This is a genomic window from uncultured Flavonifractor sp. (assembly GCF_944383115.1).
Classification (GTDB): domain Bacteria; phylum Bacillota; class Clostridia; order Oscillospirales; family Oscillospiraceae; genus Flavonifractor.
On record NZ_CALWOJ010000048.1, the window covers coordinates 1 to 15,615 of the forward strand.

The window sequence follows — 15,615 nt, forward strand, 5'->3', positions numbered from 1 at the left end:
TGCTTGTGTGGAACGATCATTTTGACACACCGACAAATCCCTACCACTATGTGCTGCACTGCATCGGCGGGAAGTGGAAGATGACCATCCTTCATGAGATCCATACCTACGGGAGCATCCGTTTCAACCAGACGCTGAAAGCCCTGCCCATTTCGGAGAAGGTGTTCAGCCAGCAGCTGCGGGAACTGGTGGAGGCGGGGCTGATCCGCCGCATCTCCTACGACACCATCCCGCCCAAGGTGGAGTATGTACTCACCCCCAGTGGAGAGCAGCTCATCCCCGCGCTGGACGCCCTGTATATCTGGAGCATCCGCCAGATGGACGAGCGGGGCATCCCCATTGATTCCGATGCCTTCGTGGTCCACACCTCCAGCAAATATATGGAGGAACTTCAGGATATTATGGCGGCCAACGATTTTGACCCGGAGCGGAAGCGCCAGGGGCGCGACCGGGGAGAGAATCGGGACTGAGCAGCCCCGACCAATTCACAAAGACCCTGCTGAAGCCGGCCTTTGCCGGGTTTCAGCAGGGTTTTGTTTCTCCCGGGCGGGGAGACGTTGCAATCGGGACCGGTTTGGGGTATCATATTCGCTAGAAAAAGATCCTGAGCGAAGGAGGCGCGTGATATGCGCGATGGATTTGTGAAAGTAGCCGCCGGCACCCCCAAGATCCGGGTGGCCGACTGCCGCTATAACGCGGAACAGATCTTTACCCTGATGCGGGAGGCGGACAAGCAGGGCGTGAAGGTGCTGGCCCTGCCGGAGCTGTGCCTCACCGGCTATACCTGTGCCGATCTGTTTCTTCAGCCCACCCTGCTGAGAGGAGCGGAGGAGGGCCTGGCCACCATTCTGGAGGCCACCAAGAATCTGGATATGGTGGCGGCCATTGGTCTGCCCGTATGGAACAAATGGGACAACAAACTGTATAACTGCGCCGCTGTGATACAGAGCGGAGAGATTTTGGGCCTGGTGCCCAAGACCTACCTGCCCAACTACGGAGAGTTCTATGAGGGGCGGTGGTTCGCCTCCGGGGCCGGGGTGGAGACCAGAATTCCCCTGTGCGGCCAGGAGGTCTCCCTGTCCAACAACGATCTGTTTGCCTGCGCGGATATGCCCAATCTGGTCATTGGCGTGGAGATCTGCGAGGACCTGTGGGCCCCCGAGCCTCCCTCCATTCGCCTGGCCCGGGCGGGGGCTACCATCATCCTGAACCTGTCGGCCTCCAACGAACTGGCGGGCAAGGCGGCCTACCGCCGGGGGCTGGTGTCCGGCCAGAGCGGCCGGCTGGTATGCGGCTATGTGTACGCCGACGCCGGGGAGGGGGAGTCCACCACCGACCTGGTCTTTGCCGGCCACAACATTGTGGCGGAAAACGGCGCCATCCTGGCCGAGCGGCGGTTTGCCACCGGCCTCACCATCAGCGAGATCGACGTGGACCGGCTGGTCTACGAGCGCCAGCGGATGAATACCTATCGGGCCGATCCTTCCCAGGAGTGCTGGCGGATGTCCTTTGACATGGATCTGGCGGATACCCATCTCACCCGGCCCGTGTCCCCCACCCCCTTCGTGCCCCAGGACCAGAGCGACCGGGCGGAGCGGTGCAACGAGATCCTGTATACCGCCGCTCTGGGTCTGAAGAAGCGGCTGGAACATACCCAGGCCAAGACGGCGGTGGTGGGCCTGTCCGGCGGCCTGGACTCCACCCTGGCGGTACTGATCACAGCGGTGTCTATGAAGATGCTGGACCGGCCGGTCAGCGATATCATCGCGGTGACCATGCCCTGCTTCGGCACCACCGACCGCACCAAGTCCAACGCGGTGCTGCTGGCCGAGCGGCTGGGCTGCACCCTCAAGACCATTGACATCGGGGAGGCGGTGCGCTGCCACTTCAAGGATATCGGCCAGTCCATGGAGGATCACGACGTCACCTTTGAGAACGGTCAGGCCAGAGAGCGGACCCAGGTGCTGATGGACATCGCCAACCAGACCGGGGGCCTGGTCATCGGCACCGGCGACCTCTCCGAACTGGCCCTGGGCTGGTGTACCTACAACGGCGACCACATGAGCAACTACGCCGTCAACGCCGGTATCCCCAAGACCCTGGTGCGCCATCTGGTCAGCTTTATCTCGGACGACAAGGAGGCGGAGGACCCCCAGCTGTCCACCGTGCTGGCCGATATTCTGGACACCCCCGTGTCCCCCGAACTGCTGCCCGCCATTGAGGGGCAGATCGCCCAAAAGACGGAGGATCTGGTGGGGCCCTACGAACTCCACGATTTTTACCTCTATTACGCCGTCCGCTGGGGGTTTGGGCCCCGGAAGGTGCTGCGGCTGGCGGAGGAAGCGATGGGCCAGCGGTATGACCGCTCCACCCTGCTCAAGTGGCTGAAAAACTTCTACCGCCGTTTCTTCTCCCAGCAGTTCAAACGCTCCTGCCTGCCTGACGGACCCAAGGTGGGGTCGGTGGCCCTGTCCCCCCGGGGCGACTGGCGGATGCCGTCCGATGCAGTGGCCGCGTTGTGGCTGGAGGAACTGGAGGGGCTGGAGTAACGTGAAGTTCTATTTTGAGCTGTTTTGGCTGTTTGCAAAAATCGGTGTGTGTACCTTTGGTGGCGGCTACGCCATGCTGCCCATCCTCCAGCGGGAGCTGGTGGAAAAACGGGGATGGGTACGGGAAGAGGAACTGACCGACTACTTTGCCATCGGCCAGTGTACCCCCGGCGTCATTGCCGTCAATACAGCCACCTTTGTGGGCCACAAGCTGAAAGGGGCGACGGGAGGTGTGGTGGCCACCCTGGGCGTGGTGTTCCCCCCCATTGTCATTATCATGGTTATCGCCGCCTTTTTGCAGAACTTTGCCCATCTGCCGGCGGTGATCCACGCCTTTAACGGGGTGCGGGCCTGTGTATGCGCCCTGATCCTGTCCAGCGTCCTTAAACTGCGGAAAAGTACCGTGCTGGATCTGCCCACCGCCCTCATCTTTGCGGCGGTGGTGGCTCTGGCGGTGGTGGGAAATTTCGTATCCTTCCCCGCCGGGACCACCCTGGCGGCGGTGATGGGCTTTGTTACCTCCCCCATCGTGCTGGTGGTGGCGGCGGGCGTGACCGGGCTGTGCGTCCGCGCTGCCAGGGGAGGGCTGAAAGCATGATCTACCTTCAGCTGTTCTTTGAATTTTTCAAGGCTGGCCTGTTTGCCATCGGTGGGGGTCTTGCCACCATTCCCTTCCTTACCGACATCGGCGCCCGCACGGGCTGGTTCTCCGCCGGGGATCTGGCCAACATGATCGCCATCTCCGAGTCCACCCCCGGCCCGATGGGCGTGAACATGGCTACCTATGTGGGCTTTCATACCGGCGGTATCCCTGGAGGCGTCATCGCCACCCTGGGGCTGGTGTGCCCCTCCATCATCGTGATCCTGGTCATTGCCGGCTTTTTGAAGAAGTTCCGGGAGAGCCGGGGGGTGGAGGCGGTGTTCTACGGCATCCGGCCCGCCTCCACCGCCCTCATTACGGCGGCCCTGGTGGAGGTGTGCGCCATCGCGCTGGTGAATACCGGCGCGGCCTTTGGCACGGCGGACTTTTTCCAGTGGAAGAGCATCCTTCTGGCGGTGGCGGTGTTTGCCTGTCTCCAGGTGAAGCCCCTGAAAAAACTGCACCCCATCGTGTTTATCGCCGCCTCGGCGGTGATCGGGATCGTATTTCAATTCTAAAGAAGCGGGAGGGCCGCCGGGCAGCCCTCCCGCTGATCTCAGGGGGAAACGTGATGCGTATTGCCAATGTTGTGTCCGATTCCATCGTGGACGGCCCCGGCCTGCGGTTTACCGTCTTTACCCAGGGCTGCCCCCACCACTGCCCCGGCTGCCACAATCCGGAGACCCATGATCCCGCCGGAGGGCGGGAGGTCACGGTGGAGGCGTTGGCGGAGCAGATGCTGTCCAATCCCCTCATGGACGGACTGACCCTCTCCGGCGGGGAGCCCTTCGACCAGGCGGGGGAGTGCTGCGCGCTGGCGGCCCGTGCCAAAGAAAAGGGCCTCAACGTGTGGGCGTACACCGGCTACCGCTACGAGACCTTGCTGGAGCAAGCGAACCCGGCGGTACTGGCCCTGTTGGAGCAGGTGGATGTGCTGGTGGACGGGCCTTTTGTGGAGAGCCTCAAATCCTACGACGCCCTCTTCCGGGGCAGTACCAACCAGCGGCTCATCGACGTGGCCAAAAGCCGGGCGTCGGGGGCGGTAGTGCTGTGGAGCCGTCCCGACCCCCTGGCCCACTTTACCCGGCCGGAGTCATAGGGCTCCGCTCTGACGAAGCCCCGCCCCGGTGCGTACCCCCAGCAGGAAGGCGTGGGCGGCGGCGAAGGCCACCACCGCGTCCACATCCTTTTGGGTCTCCTCTGTCTGATTGCCCTCACAGAGGGCGTGACGGAAGGTATCCCCGTCGTCCCTGCTCTGGCGGTCCAGATAGGGCTTGATGTATCCTTCATAGAGGAAGGTCAGGAAGTCGCTCATAACACCACCTCCAATGTCGTGTTTATTATACACCACATATAATGTCATGTCAAGGGGACGTTGTCACTATGGAAAAAATTATGGAATCCTTTGGATGTCGGCTGAAAGAGCTGCGGAAAGAAAAGCACAAGACCCAGGTGGAAATGGCGCAGTTACTGGAATGTACCGACCGGCACTACCAGCGGATGGAGTACGGCTATATCAATGTGCCGTCTCTGACACTGATTCGTCTGGCCGACTATTTTGGGGTGACCACCGACTACCTGCTGGGGAGGGAGGGCTGATATGACCAGAGAGATCGACATGGAAACCTGGCCACGGAAGGAACACTATGCCTTCTTTGCGCCCATGTCCCACCCCTTTTACAGCCTGACCTTCCCCGTGGATATCACTGGGCTCCGCCGGCGGTGCAAGCGGGATGGCCTGCCCTTCTATCCGGCTATGGTGTTTGGGGTGACCAAGGCTATGGAGCGGGTGGAAGCGTTCCTCTACAAGGACCGCAACGGCACCATTATACGCCATGACCGGCTGGTACCCAGCTTTACCGACCTGAAGAAGGGCAGTGAACTGTTTCACATCGTTACCCTGGAGGCGGGGGAGGATCTGGCTGACTTCTGCCGCCGGGCCAAAGCCGCCTCGGCGGCCCAGACGAAATTGATCACCGCCGGGCCCTGGGAAGGGGATGAACTGATCTATTTTACCTGTCAGCCCTGGTTCCCCGTCACCGCTCTCACCAACGAACGGGATGTGGTACCCTGGGACTCGGTACCACGGGTCAGCTGGGGTCGCTGGCAGGAGCGGGATGGCAGAACCATGCTGGATTTGAGCCTGGAGCTGAATCACCGGCTCCTGGACGGCGTACATGTGGGGAAGTTCTACCAGACCCTTTGCGATTGGATGGAGACGCTATGACGCTGAGCGATTTCCGGGCCCGCTGGGCGGGCCATGTGCCTCAGGTGCAGGACGTGAAACAGGAATACGCGGTACTGGCGCCGCTGGTTCAAGGCCCTGAGGGCCTGAGCCTGCTCTTTGAAGTGCGGGCCAGCACGTTGGCTCACCAGCCGGGAGAGGTATGTTTCCCCGGTGGCAGAGTGGAGTCGGGGGAGACGCCCCGGGACTGCGCCCTCCGGGAGACCTTTGAGGAGCTGGCCATCCCGCCGGAAGAAGTGGAGATCATCGCCCCCCTGGATCTGCTGGTGCAGCAGGGCAAGTTCGTCATGCACCCCTTCCTGGGGGTGGTATCCCCGGCGGGCCTGCACGCCATGCGGCCCAGCCCTGCCGAGGTGGAACATACTTTTTTGGTACCGGTGGATTGGCTGCGTACCCATCCACCCCAGGTGTACCAGTACGAATTGCTGCCCCGGGTGGGGGAGGACTTCCCCTATGGCCGCATCGGTTTTCCCCGGGGCTACCATTGGCGGCGCGGCGCGGCGGAAGTACCTATTTATGACTGGCCCGAGCGGCCCATCTGGGGCCTGACCGGCCGCATCGTCCGCCGCCTGCTGGAGGGGATGGAATGAGAGTGGCGGAACAGCTGGGCCCCTACCGCTACGAGCAGTCGGATACCTGCTTCCCTCTGGGCCAGGACAGCCTTGCCCTGGCGGATTTTGCCACGGTGCGCCGGGGCGATCAGGTGTGCGACCTGGGCTGCGGCGGGGGCGCTCTGCTCCTGCTGCTGGCCGGGCGGCAATCCACACTGGCCCTGTCCGGTGTGGAAATCTCCCCCGAAGACAGCGCCCTTGCCCGCAGAAATCTGGCGGAAAACGGCCTGACGGGGGAAATTTACACCGGCGATCTCCGCCAGGTGTGCAAAACTCTGCCGGCGGGGGGCTTCTCCCTGGTGATCTCCAACCCGCCCTACTTCAAGGCGGGCAGCGGGGGAGACGGCGGGGCGGCCCGCATGGAGGAGGCCACCCTGAGCGACTGGTGCGCCGCCGCCGGACGGCTGACCAAAAACGGCGGCCGGTTTGCCCTGGTCCACCGGCCGGAGCGGCTGGCGGAACTGTTCGGCGCCCTCTCCCGCAGCGGCCTGGAGCCCAAGCGGCTCCAGCTGATCCAGCACGACGCCCATACGCCCCCCTCCGCCGCTTTGGTGGAGGCGGTGCGCCAGGGCAGGCCGGGCCTGGAGGTCCTGCCCACACGACTGATGAACCGGAGGTAATCCTATGGCCGGCATTTTATATCTGGTACCCACCCCCATCGGAAACCTGGGGGACATCTCCCAGCGGATCGCTGACACCCTCGCTTCGGTGGATTTCATCGCCGCCGAGGACACCCGGGTGACCCTCAAGCTGCTCAACCACCTGGAGCTGAAAAAGCCCCTCATCTCCTACTATCGTCACAATACCGAGGCAGGGGGCCAGGCGGTGCTGGGCCGCCTGCTGGCGGGGGAGAGCTGCGCCCTGGTTACCGACGCCGGCACCCCGGCGGTGTCCGATCCGGGGGAGGATCTGGTGCGGCTGTGCGCCCAGAGCGGGGTGGAGGTGGTGGCCATCCCCGGCCCCTGCGCCCTGATCACCGCCCTGTCGGTGTCCGGCCTGCCCACCGGCCGCTTCACCTTCGAGGGATTTCTGGCCATGAATAAGAAAAACCGCCGCGCCCACCTGGAGGAACTCCGGCAGGAACGGCGAACCATGATCTTCTACGAGGCGCCCCACAAGCTGATTGCCACCCTGGCCGACCTGGCGGAAGTGTTCGGGCCGGACCGGCGGATCTCCCTGTGCCGGGAGCTGACCAAGCTCCACGAGGAGGTGCGGCGCACCACCCTGGGGGAGGCAGCGGCCTGGTACGAGGAAAACCCGCCCCGGGGAGAGTTTGTCCTGGTGGTGGAGGGGGCGGCGGAGTGCTGCAGGGAGACTCCCACCCTGGAGCAGGGCCTGGAACGGATCGCCCAGCTGCGGGCTGGCGGAATGTCTCTGAAGGACGCCGCCCGGCAGGCCGCCAAAGAGACCGGCCTGCCTAAAAATGAGCTGTATGGTCGGGCGGTTAACAATACAACGTTAAGTGAATGAAGGAAAACAAATATTACTAACCGTATATCGGAGAGGGTTGATAAAGAGGAAAAACCAGAAGAAGATGGTCGTATAAGTGGGGAAACTAGGGAAAATCATGGCAAAAAACAGCACAAAATTACAGGAAATGATTAACGTACGTTAATGGGATAAATATGAAAAAATGGGCCCCCCGGATGTTGTAACCGGGGGGCCCATTTCTCATGAAGATCAGATCATTTAAGCTGAAGTTCACGGATGCAGTTGGTGCAGACGTTCTTGCCTTTAAAGTTGATGACATCTTTGGCGTCATCACAGAAAATGCAGGCGGGCTGATACTTTTTCAGCACAATAGAAGCGCCGTCCACATAAATCTCCAGAGAATCCTTCTCTGCGATGTCCAACGTCCGGCGCAATTCGATCGGCAGGACGATGCGGCCCAATTCATCCACTTTACGTACGATCCCAGTTGATTTCATAAATGTTACTTCCTTTCCCTATTAGTTTCCAATTATCCCCTTCATTAACTAGAAACTGACACAATTATAACACAATGTATTGTTGTGTCAAGCGAAGTTACAAAATCTTCATATAAATTCCGCCGTTTTTCGGCCTGCAAATGGGTATCTTTTCCTAAGGCGGACCGTATAGATAGCCTGGAGGAAACATTTGGACAGAGAAAGGGGCGGACGACGTATGGCGATGGCGGCAATCTGGACGGGAATGGTGGTGATCTCCATCCTGTGCGGCCTGGCTACAGGGAATGGCCCGGCGGTGGGCGCGGCGGCTCTGGAGGGGGCGGGTGCGGCAGTGGACCTCTGTCTGTCCATGGCGGGGGTTCTCTGCCTGTGGATGGGGGTCATGGAAATTATGAAACGCTCCGGCCTGTCCACCGCCCTTTCCCGGCTGCTGAGGCCGTTGCTGGGGCGGCTGTATCCGGAATTTGCCCGGGACCGGGAGGTAATGGACAGCATTTCGGCCAATGTGTCGGCCAATTTGTTGGGGCTGGGCAATGCCGCCACGCCCCTGGGCATCCAGGCGGCCCGAAGGATGAGCCGTCGCACGCCGGGGGTGGCTTCGGACGGGATGTGTATGCTGGTAGTGTGCAATACCGCCTCCATTCAGCTTATCCCCACCACCGTGGCGGGGGTGCGGCTGGCCGCCGGGTGTGAGACCCCCTTTGATATCCTGCCGGCCGTGTGGCTGGCCTCCGCGCTGTCTGTGTGCGTGGGGATTCTGGCAGCCAAACTGCTGAGCCGGGTGTGGAGGGATTAGCAATGGACCTGCTGTTTACCATGCTGGTACCCCTTATCATTGGTGGGGTGGCCCTTTGGGGGATGGCGCGGAAAGTAGACGTCTATCAGGCGGTGATCTCCGGCGCGGAGGAGGGCCTGGGGGTGCTGATCCGCATTGTCCCGGCATTGGTGGGGCTGCTGACGGCGGTCTATATGCTGCGGGCGTCGGGTGCGCTGGAGCTGGCGGCCGGGGCGCTGGCTCCCCTTCTCAATGCCATCGGTATACCGCCGGAGACGGTGGCACTGATGCTGGTGCGGCCGGTGAGCGGTTCGGCCGCCCTGGGGGTGGGAGCCGAACTGATTTCCACCTATGGCCCTGATTCCCAGGTCGGCCGTACCGCTGCCGTCATGCTGGGGTCCACCGAGACAACCTTTTACACCATTGCCGTTTATTTCGGAGCGGCGGGCATCGTCAAGACCCGCTATGCTGTCCCCGCCGCCCTGTGCGCCGATCTGGCGGGTTTTCTGAGCGCCGCCTGGGCGGTGCGGCTGATCTTCTGAGACAAAAACCGGGGCCCGCTGCTCAGGCAGCGGGCCCCGGTCTGTTACAGGGAAAAATCCTCGTCCTTCAATTGATCCAGATTCAAGACCACAGGCGGCGTGGGAATCCGTTTAAGGGGATCATAGCGGAAAGCGCGGCAGCTGCCGCCGGGGGAGACCACGCCCTTCTTGATGCAGAGGATCTGTTCCTCGTCCAGTTTGGTGCCACGCTGGCAGTAGCAGCAGCGCGGCTCAATATCTTTTTGGAACAGCATGGTATTCCTCCCATCCATCCCCAGAGCGTGATGATCAGATTTAACAATAGAATTATAGCATGGTCCGGCGCCTTTTGCAAAGGCATTTTCGCGTACTCAGGGCCGCAGCCAGCAAAAATGCGAGGAAAATAATCCATGCAGCCAGGATTGAGACGGTAAGGGCGCTGTGGAACTCCATACCGGCAATACCGGCGACCTGATCCACCAAATAATTGGAGACGGGGGCGGTCAGGGGAAAGAGCCGGACCAATATGGCGATGAACAGGGCGGAGAGCCCACCGTGGAGCAGTTTGCCCACCAGATAGGTGCCAACCGACAATCCGCTGTCACCGATGAAGGAGAGTACCTGGCAGTGGACGGAGATGCCGGCCCAGCCCAGCATAAAGGCGGCCATGGTAAGCCGTCCGCTGAGCGCGCCTCCCTCCGACAGGGTGGATACGCCGGAGGAGATCTCCAGCGCGCCGGTGAGCAGCCGCTGGGCCCACTCGGGCGTAAAGCCGAAAGGGGCCAGCAGGGTACCCAGCCCCCGGGCCAGTCCCGGCAGGAAGCCGGAGCGGATGAGCAGCTGGATGACCACCGTGAAAAAGACCACAAAGGCGCAGATATTCAAGGTGGAGAGGAAGGCGTTTTTCACCGAGCCGGTAAAAGCGGTGGAGAACCGCTGCACCTGGAACTGGGGCGCGGAACGCCGCCGTTTTTTGCCGCCGTTCGCCTCGCCGGCCTTATAAAAGCGGAACAGCAGGCCGATACACACGGAGGCCAGCGCGTGGGCCAGGTAGAGCAGCACCCCCACCGTACTGCTGGCAAAGATGCCCGCCCCCACCACGCCCAGAATGAAGGCGGGACCGGAATTGTTGCAGAAGGCCAACAGCCGCTCGGCCTCCGTGCGGGTACACATACCGCGCTCGTACAGGTTGATGGCGGTCTTGGCCCCCACGGGGTAGCCCCCCACAAAGCCCAGAGCAAACGCGGAGGCGCAGGCGCCGCTTACATGGAACAATGGCCACATGATCCCCTCCAGCAGCCGGCCCAGATAGCCGGCCAGCCCCAGTTCCACCACCAGGGAGGACAGCACGAAGAAGGGAAACAGGGAGGGAATAATGACGTTGTAGCATAGCTGGAGGCCGGTCCGGGCCGCCTCCATGGAAGGCTTGGGATAGAGCATCAGCGCCAGTGTAGCGCACAGAAGCGCCAGGCCCAGGAACAGGTCGCGGACTCTGGCTTTGGATAACAGCCGGGACATGGCACACACCTCCTTCACAGATGGGTATGCGCCGCAGAGCAAAAAGTTGCCTGTCCCCCTCAGCCGGTGCGAAAAACATGACTGAACAGGGCATAATCCTGTTCCAGCTTGGATAGCAGAGGGTAAGAGCCCCGGTGGAGGGTCCAGTCGATGACCACCCCGCGGAAATGGCGGAAGAGGAAATCGGCGGTCCACTCCGGCGACCAGCCGGGCAGCAGGCCGCCCTCGTCCGCCGCCTGCCGCAGGCAGCCGGCCATGGCCCGCAGGGTAAACCGGCTGGAGTCCATAGAGGCGGTGTCATCCGGGGCGTCCAACCGCCTCTGGTAGTACCGGGCCACCAGTTCCCAGCCCAGATTTTCCAAAAATTCGGCGTAGTTGGTCAGAATACGCCGCAGCCGTGCGGCGGGCGGGTCGTCCTCGTGGCCCATGAGACACTGCTCCAGATAACTGTCCAGAGGGGCGAAACCCCGGGACAGCAGGTCCTCCTTGGAACGAAAGTGGTGGTAAAACGCGCCGGTGGTGATCCCCGCCTGATGGCAGATCTCCCGGATGGAGACCTTGTCGAAGCTCTGCTTGCGTGACAGATCCATAGCGGCCTGCAAAATGGCCTGCTCGGTCTGCCTGGCCTGCTCTTTTCTGCGGGTGCGATAGTCCTCCATTGGCTTCCCCCTCTTGACAGCGGCGGCTCTTTGCCGCTATAATCTAGGTAAGTCACATAACGACGTTATGTCAGTCTGACCAAGTTGATTATAGAGTAGGATGATCGAATTGTCAAACGCCGATAAGATTGCGCTGCTCACCGATTCCACCGCTGATCTGACCCCTGCCATGCGGGAGGGGAAGCCGATCTATGTGGTGCCGCTGAAGATCGTCTGCGCCGACGGAGAATATTCCGATGGGGTGGATATCTTTGCCCGGGATGTGTATGAGCGCCTCCACCGGGGAGAACTGCCCCAGACTTCCCTGCCTGACGGGGGCAGTATCAGCGATACCTTAGATCGCATCAAGGCCGACGGCTATGAAAAGGTGCTGGCCGTCATGCTCTCCTCGGGCCTGTCCGGCACCTATAATATGGTGCGCCTTCAGGCGGAAAGTCGGAAGGACCTGGAGATCGCCGTATTTGACTCCAAGAGCGGTTCCCTGGGCATGGGGTCCATGGTACTCCAGCTGTGGGAGGAGATCCAGGCCGGAGTGGGCTGGGATGAACTGGTGGGCCGGAAGGCGCCCCGGCTGATCGCCAATACCTTCCCCTTTTTCTCGGTGGATACGCTGGAATATCTGAGCAAAGGCGGGCGGATCGGAAAGGTGACCGCCCTTGCCGGTACGCTGCTGAGCATCAAACCCCTTATTACCTTTGCCGAGGACGGACAGCTCCAGAGCGTGGCCAAAGTCCGGGGCCGCCACCAGGTTCAGAACAAGCTGCTGGAGCTGATGACCCAGCATCTCCGTCCCGGCGTACGGTATAACGTGTGCATTGCCCACGGCGGCGCGCAGTCGGAACTGGCCCAGCTGGCCGCCCGGGTGAAGGAACGCTTCCCCCAGCCGGAACACTTCTGGCAGGGTGAGATGGACGCCACCCTCAGCGTCTACATCGGCGACGGCGTGTTGGGCGGCTGCATCCAGCTGCTGGAGGATTGATGGGCTGCCCATAGGATTGTTTTCTAATCAAAAAGACCTGCTGCCGCGGCAGCAGGTCTTTTTTGTGTGAACTCAGACGGAAGAGTTGTCCGGCGGTCCCAGACGCTTGTGGATGTCCTGGCGGAGCAGGGTGTAGACCACCGAGGCGATAGGCACACTGACCAGCACACCCACCAGCCCGAACAGACTGCCGCCCACCGTAACGGCGGCCAGCACCCAAATGCCGGGCAGTCCCAGGGAGGTACCCACCACCCGGGGATAGATCACGTTGCCCTCCACCTGCTGAAGGATGATGAGGAACACCACAAAAACAAAGGCTTTCAGCGGTGAGACCATCAGTAGCAGGATGGCGGATACAATGGCGCCGATATAGGCCCCCGCCACCGGGATCAGGGCGGCAGCGCCTACGGTAACGCCGATCAGCGGCGCGTAGTCCGGCTGAATAAAGAGCATCCCCAGGGAACACAGGCTGCCCAGGATACAGGCCTCGATACATTGACCGGTGACAAATTTGGTGAAGGTGGCGGCGGTGAGGGAGACCACGTCCGAGATGGGGCCGGCCACCTTGGCGGGAACATAGGCCTTCAGCAGCCGCCGGCACTGGCCCAGCAGTTTGTCCCGGCCAGAAAGCATATAGATGGAAAAGACCAGGGCCAGCACGCCGGTGACCAGAATGGAGACCAGACCGGTGGTGAACTCCACCAACCGGGGACCCAGGTTGGACAGGATGTTCAGGGCGTTTTTGAGCACACCCTCCAGGGTGGTGTTCAGGCTGGACAGGTCCAGCTGCTCGATGTCCAGGTGCAGGTATTCCAGCAGCTGGTTGATGGAGTTCTGGGCGTTGGTGATGTAGCCGCCCAGATTGAGCACAAAGGTCTGGATGCTCTCCACCAGCTTGGGCAGCACGAAGGAGAACAACGCCACGATCAGGAGGATGAGGGCCAGATAGGCGGTAAGCACCGCCAGCGGGCGGGCCGCCCCCCGGGCGGGTGTTTTGTCCAGGCCGCGGCTGTAGAGACGGAAGAAAAACTGACAGGGACGATTGAGGATAAAGGCCAGGCAGAAGCCGATGATCAGCGGCTTGAACACCGACAGCACCGTACCCAGCCCCCATGCCACCACGTCCAGCCGAGCCAGGAAGACCACCAGTAGCACCGCGTAGGTAATGATGAGCAAAATGCTCTTGAAAAGTTTCTTGTCCATAATAGACCTCGGGCTTGCAGCAAAGAATGGTAACTCAACTATAGCATTCAGACGGTGTGCCGTCAACGGGAAAGCAGGTGCTTTATGAAAAATGATAGACCGCAAAATGGGCGGGGTCATTTCTAAAATTTACTTGACAGAAATAAGATTGGGGCTTATAATCTAGTAAACAGATAGGAATTAAGTAGATTCCGGAAAGGAGCCACCGATGTCTGAAAAATTTGTCTACGCCGACCATGCGGCTACCACCGCTGTTACCGATACCGCCCTTGCGGCCATGCTGCCCTGCTTTACGCAGGACTACGGGAATCCGTCCAGCTTATATGGTTTTGCCCAGGAGGGCAAGTCCCGTTTGGAGCAGGCCCGGGCCCAGGTGGCCGCCTGCCTGAACGCAAAGCCGGAGGAAGTCTATTTTACCTCCGGCGGCACCGAAGCCGACAACTGGGCCCTGCGGGGTGTGGCCGAACTGATGGCCCTCAAGGGCAGAAAGACCGGCCATATCATCACCACCGCCATTGAACACCACGCCATTTTGCATACCGCTCAGTATCTGGAGAAGCAGGGCTATGAGGTAACTTATCTGCCGGTGGATGGGGACGGTTTGGTGGACCCCGCCAACCTGGAGGCTGCCATCCGGCCCGACACCATTCTGATCTCCGTCATGGCCGCCAATAACGAGATCGGCACCATTCAGCCTATTGCTGAGATTGGCGCCATCGCCAAAGCTCACAAGGTGCTGTTCCACACCGATGCTGTCCAGGCGGTGGGCCACATCCCGGTGGATGTGGAGGAGTGGAACGTGGACCTGCTCTCCCTGTCTGGCCACAAGTTCGGCGGGCCCAAGGGGATCGGCGCCCTGTATATGAAAAAGCCCCTGCGCCTGCCCGCCCTTATCCAGGGCGGCGGACAGGAGAAGGGTCGCCGCTCCGGCACGGAAAACGTGCCCGGCGCAGTAGGTATGGCCGCCGCTTTGAAAGAGGCGACGGATCATCTGCCCGAGGAATCCGCCCGGCTGGCCGCCCTGCGGGACAAGCTCATTGCCGGCCTGTCCGGCCTTCCCTATGCCAGCCTCACCGGCCACCCGGTCAAGCGGCTGCCCGGCACCGCCTCTTTCGTGTTTGAGGGGGTGGAAGGGGAGGCCCTGCTCCTCCATCTGGACGCCAGAGGGATCTGCGCCTCCTCCGGGTCGGCCTGTTCCTCCGCCTCCCTGGACCCCTCCCATGTGCTGCTGGCCATCGGCCTGCCCCACGCCATTGCCCACGGTTCCCTGCGGCTCTCCCTGGGAGCGGACAACACGGAGGCGGACGTGGACTATATCCTGAAAGAAGTGCCTGCCGTAGTGGCCTACCTGCGGGAGATGTCCCCGGTGTGGGACAAGGACGCCCAGAAACCCACCTGGGTTTTGTAATTGGAAAGGAGAATATCACATGTTGTATTCGGATAAAGTGATGGATCACTTTGAGCATCCCCGCAACGTGGGGGAGATCGAGAACGCCGACGGGGTGGGCCAGGTGGGCAACCCCAAGTGCGGCGACATTATGAAGATGTATCTGAAAATCGACGGTGACGTCATCACCGACGTGAAGTTCAAGACCTTCGGCTGCGGGTCGGCCATTGCCACCTCCTCCATGGCCACCGAAATGATCAAGGGTAAGACCATTGCTGAGGCCATGAATCTGACCAATGCTGCCGTGGCTGAGGCCCTGGACGGGCTGCCCGCCTATAAAATGCACTGTTCCGTGCTGGCGGAGGAGGCCATCAAGGCGGCTTTGGCCGACTATTACACCAAGAAGGGGGAGCCGGTGCCTGAGTCCCTCAAACTGCCCTGCGACTGTGAGGAGGGGCACTGCTGCTCCTCCTGCGGATAATGGAAAAGTCCTGCCGTGAAACGGCAGGACTTTTTTTACGTCGTGGTGAATTATACTATCAAGTGCAACACTTTAGGAAAATAAAAAGAAGTTCATACAGAACCCTGGTAGAATGAAGT

Annotated in this window: 21 protein-coding genes; 15 read left to right on the plus strand and 6 right to left on the minus strand. The window is 61.1% G+C overall.

All coding sequences use genetic code 11. The annotated features are described in order from the left end of the window. The 5 genes from Q0K43_RS06625 to nrdG form a co-directional block, all read left to right on the plus strand. Positions 1-470: winged helix-turn-helix transcriptional regulator (locus Q0K43_RS06625; protein ID WP_366086141.1), on the plus strand; the 470-nt coding region annotated here is incomplete at its 5' end. A gap of 156 nt (positions 471-626) precedes the next feature. After that, positions 627-2,549 (plus strand): NAD(+) synthase, encoded by a 1,923-nt coding sequence (locus Q0K43_RS06630; protein WP_297289775.1) that lies wholly within the window; start codon positions 627-629, stop codon positions 2,547-2,549. A gap of 1 nt (position 2,550) precedes the next feature. Beyond that, entirely contained in the window at positions 2,551-3,147 is a 597-nt protein-coding gene (locus tag Q0K43_RS06635; RefSeq protein ID WP_297289776.1) for a chromate transporter, read from the plus strand. Beyond that, entirely contained in the window at positions 3,144-3,707 is a 564-nt protein-coding gene (locus Q0K43_RS06640; protein ID WP_297289777.1) for a chromate transporter, read from the plus strand. The genes Q0K43_RS06635 and Q0K43_RS06640 overlap by 4 nt, the downstream gene beginning before the upstream one ends. A gap of 53 nt (positions 3,708-3,760) precedes the next feature. Continuing rightward, the gene (gene nrdG, locus Q0K43_RS06645) at positions 3,761-4,288 is read left to right on the plus strand and encodes an anaerobic ribonucleoside-triphosphate reductase activating protein (protein WP_297289778.1); all 528 of its coding nucleotides are present in this window, start codon (positions 3,761-3,763) and stop codon (positions 4,286-4,288) included. Here the strand turns inward: nrdG and Q0K43_RS06650 are convergent. Beyond that, positions 4,283-4,504 (minus strand): hypothetical protein, encoded by a 222-nt coding sequence (locus Q0K43_RS06650; protein ID WP_297289779.1) that lies wholly within the window; start codon positions 4,502-4,504, stop codon positions 4,283-4,285. The two genes, nrdG and Q0K43_RS06650, sit on opposite strands and share 6 nt — an antisense overlap. 68 nt (positions 4,505-4,572) lie before the next feature. On the opposite strand from Q0K43_RS06650, the gene Q0K43_RS06655 reads away from it, so the two are divergent. The 5 genes from Q0K43_RS06655 to rsmI are packed head-to-tail and all read left to right on the plus strand — an operon-like array spanning position 4,573 to position 7,515. Then, positions 4,573-4,788, plus strand: a complete 216-nt coding sequence (locus tag Q0K43_RS06655; protein ID WP_297289780.1) for a helix-turn-helix domain-containing protein — start codon at positions 4,573-4,575, stop codon at positions 4,786-4,788. A gap of 1 nt (position 4,789) precedes the next feature. Further along, positions 4,790-5,416 (plus strand): CatA-like O-acetyltransferase, encoded by a 627-nt coding sequence (locus Q0K43_RS06660; protein ID WP_297289781.1) that lies wholly within the window; start codon positions 4,790-4,792, stop codon positions 5,414-5,416. After that, the gene (locus Q0K43_RS06665) at positions 5,413-6,024 is read left to right on the plus strand and encodes an NUDIX hydrolase (RefSeq protein WP_297289782.1); all 612 of its coding nucleotides are present in this window, start codon (positions 5,413-5,415) and stop codon (positions 6,022-6,024) included. The genes Q0K43_RS06660 and Q0K43_RS06665 overlap by 4 nt, the downstream gene beginning before the upstream one ends. Further along, on the plus strand, positions 6,021-6,665 hold the full coding sequence (locus Q0K43_RS06670; RefSeq protein WP_297289783.1) for a tRNA1(Val) (adenine(37)-N6)-methyltransferase: 645 nt from the start codon (positions 6,021-6,023) through the stop codon (positions 6,663-6,665). Before Q0K43_RS06665 ends, Q0K43_RS06670 begins: the two co-directional genes overlap by 4 nt. 4 nt (positions 6,666-6,669) lie before the next feature. Continuing rightward, positions 6,670-7,515, plus strand: coding sequence for a 16S rRNA (cytidine(1402)-2'-O)-methyltransferase (gene rsmI, locus Q0K43_RS06675; protein ID WP_297289784.1), 846 nt, complete (start codon positions 6,670-6,672; stop codon positions 7,513-7,515). 215 nt (positions 7,516-7,730) lie between these two features. Here rsmI and Q0K43_RS06680 read toward each other — a convergent pair whose 3' ends face one another. Beyond that, entirely contained in the window at positions 7,731-7,973 is a 243-nt protein-coding gene (locus Q0K43_RS06680; RefSeq protein ID WP_087187593.1) for an AbrB/MazE/SpoVT family DNA-binding domain-containing protein, read from the minus strand. Positions 7,974-8,190: 217 nt separating this feature from the next. On the opposite strand from Q0K43_RS06680, the gene Q0K43_RS06685 reads away from it, so the two are divergent. Together Q0K43_RS06685 and Q0K43_RS06690 are read left to right on the plus strand one after the other, a co-directional pair. Beyond that, a complete protein-coding gene (locus tag Q0K43_RS06685; protein ID WP_297289785.1) occupies positions 8,191-8,769 on the plus strand; it encodes a spore maturation protein A in 579 nt (192 codons plus the stop codon). Positions 8,770-8,771: 2 nt separating this feature from the next. Then, the gene (locus Q0K43_RS06690; RefSeq protein WP_297289786.1) at positions 8,772-9,290 is read left to right on the plus strand and encodes a spore maturation protein; all 519 of its coding nucleotides are present in this window, start codon (positions 8,772-8,774) and stop codon (positions 9,288-9,290) included. 44 nt (positions 9,291-9,334) lie between these two features. Here Q0K43_RS06690 and Q0K43_RS06695 read toward each other — a convergent pair whose 3' ends face one another. Genes Q0K43_RS06695 through Q0K43_RS06705 form a run of 3 tightly spaced genes read right to left on the minus strand, consistent with a single transcriptional unit; the run spans position 9,335 to position 11,446 of the window. Beyond that, on the minus strand, positions 9,335-9,544 hold the full coding sequence (locus Q0K43_RS06695; protein ID WP_297289787.1) for a hypothetical protein: 210 nt from the start codon (positions 9,542-9,544) through the stop codon (positions 9,335-9,337). A gap of 52 nt (positions 9,545-9,596) precedes the next feature. Beyond that, positions 9,597-10,787 (minus strand): nucleoside recognition domain-containing protein, encoded by a 1,191-nt coding sequence (locus Q0K43_RS06700; protein ID WP_297289788.1) that lies wholly within the window; start codon positions 10,785-10,787, stop codon positions 9,597-9,599. A gap of 59 nt (positions 10,788-10,846) precedes the next feature. Further along, on the minus strand, positions 10,847-11,446 hold the full coding sequence (locus Q0K43_RS06705; protein ID WP_297289789.1) for a TetR/AcrR family transcriptional regulator: 600 nt from the start codon (positions 11,444-11,446) through the stop codon (positions 10,847-10,849). A 100-nt stretch (positions 11,447-11,546) separates the two neighbouring features. Here Q0K43_RS06705 and Q0K43_RS06710 point away from each other — a divergent pair, with 100 nt between their 5' ends. Further along, a complete protein-coding gene (locus tag Q0K43_RS06710; RefSeq protein WP_297289790.1) occupies positions 11,547-12,425 on the plus strand; it encodes a DegV family protein in 879 nt (292 codons plus the stop codon). Positions 12,426-12,497: 72 nt separating this feature from the next. Here Q0K43_RS06710 and Q0K43_RS06715 read toward each other — a convergent pair whose 3' ends face one another. Next, a complete protein-coding gene (locus Q0K43_RS06715) occupies positions 12,498-13,628 on the minus strand; it encodes an AI-2E family transporter (protein WP_297289791.1) in 1,131 nt (376 codons plus the stop codon). A gap of 208 nt (positions 13,629-13,836) precedes the next feature. On the opposite strand from Q0K43_RS06715, the gene nifS reads away from it, so the two are divergent. Continuing rightward, the gene (nifS, locus tag Q0K43_RS06720; protein ID WP_297289792.1) at positions 13,837-15,036 is read left to right on the plus strand and encodes a cysteine desulfurase NifS; all 1,200 of its coding nucleotides are present in this window, start codon (positions 13,837-13,839) and stop codon (positions 15,034-15,036) included. 19 nt (positions 15,037-15,055) lie between these two features. After that, positions 15,056-15,496 carry a Fe-S cluster assembly scaffold protein NifU gene (gene nifU / locus Q0K43_RS06725; RefSeq protein ID WP_297289793.1) on the plus strand — a complete coding sequence of 147 codons (441 nt, stop codon included), beginning with the start codon at positions 15,056-15,058 and terminating at the stop codon, positions 15,494-15,496. Positions 15,497-15,615 lie beyond the last annotated feature (119 nt).